The following is a 4,000-nucleotide window of genomic DNA, read 5'->3' on the forward strand; positions in this document are numbered from 1 at the left end:
GATCAAACACTTACTCGCTCAGGCCCACCAAGTGGCCGGTGTCCTCGGTGACCGCAGCGAACAAATCAACCGGTTGCAGGTTCTCGGTGCGCGCGCCCGGCGGTGCCTGGATGGGCAGCGGTACCGGTGTGCCGGGGACATCGGGTGGTGCCTCGCCGGGGCGTGCGGCGATCGGGATGCCCGGCGACGGTGGCAGGCCGTTGGGGTTCGGTGGTGAGGCGGCTACGTCGATCGGCGCCGGGAAACTGCCACCGAACGGGCCGACGTCAACACCGGTGCACGGCAACGGGTTCCATGGCCGCGGCAGCGCGTCGGGTGGTGGGGTGTAGGAACACGCCGTTCCGGGTGGGACGGCCGGTCCCGGGTGATCGGGTGTGCCTTCGAGCACCGGCGGCGCGGGCGGTGGTGCGCCGTTGGGGAACCGGGTGCCGTTGGGGTCGGGCCAGCGGAACTCGGGCAGCCCGGCGCTGCGCCAGAAGTTCTCCGGGTCGATGCCGCGCTTCTTGAAGGCGGCGTCGACGAACGGCTGCAGAATCCAATACGGCAGCAGGTTGGCTATGACGATCTTGAAGTACGGTCCCGACGCCACGGATTCCCCGAGAGATGCGGCGAATTGACCCACAGAAGTGAGACTTTGGGCGAGGTCGGCTTTGCGTGCCACGAGCAGGTCACTGATGGCATGCAACTGCTCCAGCACGGCGTTCAGGCTCGGATTGTCGTTGATGAACCCCTGTACGTCGGCCGAGAAGGCGGAAATGTTGTGCAGCAACGCATCGATGGCTTGTCCGCGTTCGTTGAAGGCGGCCAGCAGTGTGTTCGCGTTGACCAGCAACCGGTTGATCTGCTCGCTTCGGTCACCGAGCACGCTGGCTACCTGGTGGGCCTGAGCGAGCAGGTGCTTGATCTGTTCGTCGCGTTTACCGATGCTGTCGGAGAATTTGGTCAAACTGTTAAGCGTGGCGGTCAGGCGTGGGGAAGTCTGATTGATGGTCTGCGACAGGACATTCAGCGACCGCTTGATGGTGTCGAGGTCCCAGCCCGTGGCGGCCTTGGTGATGTCGAAGTTCGCGTCGTAGATCTCATAGGGGATGGTGCTTTGGCGCAGCGGTAACACGGCCCCTGGTCGCAACGTCTGGGTTCCCCGCGACTCGATTTCGAGCACCTTCCTGCCCAGGATGTTGTCGGTCTTGATGGCGAGTCGGCTCTCGGTGCCAATCCTTTTGCCGCCGACGGAAAACTTGATCAGGACATGGTTGCCGTCGATCTCGAGCGCCTGCACCTTGCCGACGTTCACGCCGGAGATGCGCACCTTGTCGTTCTTTTTGAGTTGACCGGTGTTGGCGAACTGTCCGTAGTAGCTCGGACTGGCGAACAGCATCGGGACGCTGGTGAAGGTTTGGGCGACGGCGACCACGAGCACCAGCACGGTGATGCCCATCAGCCCGACCCGGCCGCGGTTGAATTCCGTCAGTATTCTCATTGCGGCGTGCACCTACCGGTCGGTTGCTGCCAGATCCGAACCGTGCGTACCGGACCGCCGGGCTGCAGGCCGTTCCACTTGATGGTGAGGTCGCAGACGTAGTAATTGCCCCAGTCCCCATACAGGCCGGTGCTGCGGCCGATCAGATTGAGCGCGGTCGGCATCGTTTGGATCAGGTCTCCCAGCTGATCGCGCTGGTCGACCAGTGGCTGCTGAAGGGCCTGTAGGTAGTTGATCTCCTTGTGCAGCAGAGCGCGGTTGTCCGCGAGCAGGTCGGCCACCGTGCCGGCGGCGTTGCTGATATACGCGGTGGCGGCGGCCAGCGGGTCGGCGTGGTTCTTCAGGCCGGTGATCAATCGCTCGAAGTTGTCGACGGTGTGGTCGAATTCCTTGCGGTGCCGAACGGTGGTGTCCAGCACGAGATTCAGGTTGTTGATCACCTCACCGATGGCCTGATCGCGTTCGGCGATGTGCGCGGTCAGCCGCGCGGTCTGATCGAGGATGTCGTTGATCGTGCCGCCCTGGCCCTGGAACACGGTGATGATGGCCGACGCGATTGTGTTGGCTTTCTCCGGATTCAGCGCCCGAAACAGCGGCCTGAAACCACCGATCAGGGCGTCGAGATCCAGCGCCGGTGAAGTTCGAGACAGCGGAATGAAGCCGCCCGCCGGCAGGACCCGATCAGTGCCATCACCCTCGCCGCGCTTGAGCTCCAGGTAGCGATTACCGACCAGGTCGAGGTAGCGGATCTGCGCGGTCGTCGACTGGTAGAGCCGGATCGACCGGTCCACGTCGAAGTCCACCTGTACTCGCATGCTGTCGTCGAGCAGCCGCACTTTTCTGACCTTGCCGATCTCCACGCCCGCGGCACGGACGAACTGGCCGTCGCGCAGGCCGCTGACGCTACTGAACTCGGCGGTATAGCTGTCGGTGCTGTTGAAACGCATTTGACCGAACACCACCACGACCGCCAGCGTGATCAGCAGCAGCACCAGCGAGACGATGCCGAGCTTGATAGCGGTGCCGGTGACTTTCATGGGTTGATCGTGTTGTCTCCGACTTGACGGCCCCACACGTATTCGATTGCGTACGGCGAGCCGGTGTCTAAGTGGTTGTAGGGCGCAAGGCTGGCGCCGGTGTCCACCACGAGTTCCGGCGCGGGCCACAGATCGCGTGTGATGGGCTGCCAGCACCCCGGCGCACCTCCGGGCCCGCCGCGGGCGTTCACCCGCGGCAGATTGTCCGGATACACATAGGGATTCGGAGCCCCGCCGACCAGTCCGGCCAGCCCGAGGAGCCCCATGGTGGCCGCGGTGCCGGTCAAACCTGGGAGAGTCAGTAGGCCTCCCAAGCCCGATGTCATCTCGGTCATGGTTTTCATCGCGTAGCCGTTGCCGCCGCCCGTCGCCGCGTAGGCCCTGGGTTCCTCGTCGTAGTAGTTGCGGATGGTGCAGAAGATTTCGGGGCTGTAGGTGTCGAGCAGTTGGGCGGTGGGCACCAGATCGGCCATCCCCCGCTGCAGGTAGGGCCCTCCTCGCCGGAAAACGTCCACACCGGCGTTGCCCAAGCCGCCGGCTGCCAACAGCGCGGCATCCAGGTCCGCTTCCTGCCGGTGCAGCGTGCGCGCTGTGATGACCGCGTTGTTGAGAGAGTCGAGCAGATCCGGTGCGGCGTTGGCGAAGATGTCGCCCAGGGCCGTCAACTGCCGGGTGTCATGCCGGGTCCGCGACATTTGCGGATTGATGTCGTCGAGGATGGCATTGCCGTTGACGATCGATTGCCCAAGCTGGTCGCCCAAGCCGGTCAATGCCTCAGCCGCCGCGGCCAGCGTCAGGTTCACCTTGACCGGATCCACCTTCTCCGCGATCGAGGTGAGCGTCTCGAACAACGTGTTGAGCTCCGTTACCACCGACCCGGCATAAATCACTTGCTTTGGGCTGATGTTCTGCGGCACAGGGTTCTTCGGCGAGGTCAACGACACGTACTTGTTGCCGAACACCGTGGTCGCTTCGATCTTTGCGTCCACATTGGCTGGGATCAGCTCGAGGTACTTCGGGTTTACGTCCAAGACGAACTTGGCCGCCGGTATGCCGTTACGCTGGATTACCGAAATACTGGCCACCCGGCCGATTTCCACGCCGTTGTAGGTGACCTTCGACCCCGGATCCATCACCAAACCGGCGCGGGGCGCCACCAGCGTCAAGGGCGTCTTCGGCGTGAACTGGCCCCGAAACTGCAACCACACGAACGTAAGCACCATCGCAGCGACAGCCGAGAACACCAGAGCCGTTGTCTTGTACGGGGGGATACGTGACGGGTTCTCCTGCACCGGGGTCGTCATGGCGGCTACCCGGTGAGGTTGAAGTTCGGGTTTTTGCCGTAGACCGCCGTCGCGGTCAGGACGACGATGATCACGATTGTCACCACCGACAGCCGCATCGAGCGGCCGACCGCTTCACCGACACCGACCGGCCCGCCGGTGGCGGTGTAGCCGTAGTAGCAGTGGGTGGTCATCACGAC

4 protein-coding genes are annotated in these 4,000 nt (G+C 63.6%); all 4 read right to left on the minus strand.

What is annotated here, in order from left to right; translation table 11 throughout:
* Window positions 1-10: 10 nt before the first annotated feature.
* Entirely contained in the window at window positions 11-1,480 is a 1,470-nt protein-coding gene (locus tag A5709_RS18820) for a virulence factor Mce family protein (protein WP_082974269.1), read from the minus strand.
* Window positions 1,477-2,517 (minus strand): virulence factor Mce family protein, encoded by a 1,041-nt coding sequence (locus A5709_RS18825; RefSeq protein ID WP_068010975.1) that lies wholly within the window; start codon window positions 2,515-2,517, stop codon window positions 1,477-1,479. Before A5709_RS18825 ends, A5709_RS18820 begins: the two co-directional genes overlap by 4 nt.
* Entirely contained in the window at window positions 2,514-3,821 is a 1,308-nt protein-coding gene (locus A5709_RS18830; RefSeq protein ID WP_068121575.1) for an MCE family protein, read from the minus strand. The genes A5709_RS18825 and A5709_RS18830 overlap by 4 nt, the downstream gene beginning before the upstream one ends.
* A gap of 5 nt (window positions 3,822-3,826) precedes the next feature.
* A partial coding sequence (locus tag A5709_RS27650) for an ABC transporter permease (RefSeq protein WP_197520194.1) occupies window positions 3,827-4,000 on the minus strand: 174 nt, incomplete at its 5' end.

It is taken from the genome of Mycobacterium sp. E1386 (assembly GCF_001672745.1).
GTDB lineage: Bacteria > Actinomycetota > Actinomycetes > Mycobacteriales > Mycobacteriaceae > Mycobacterium.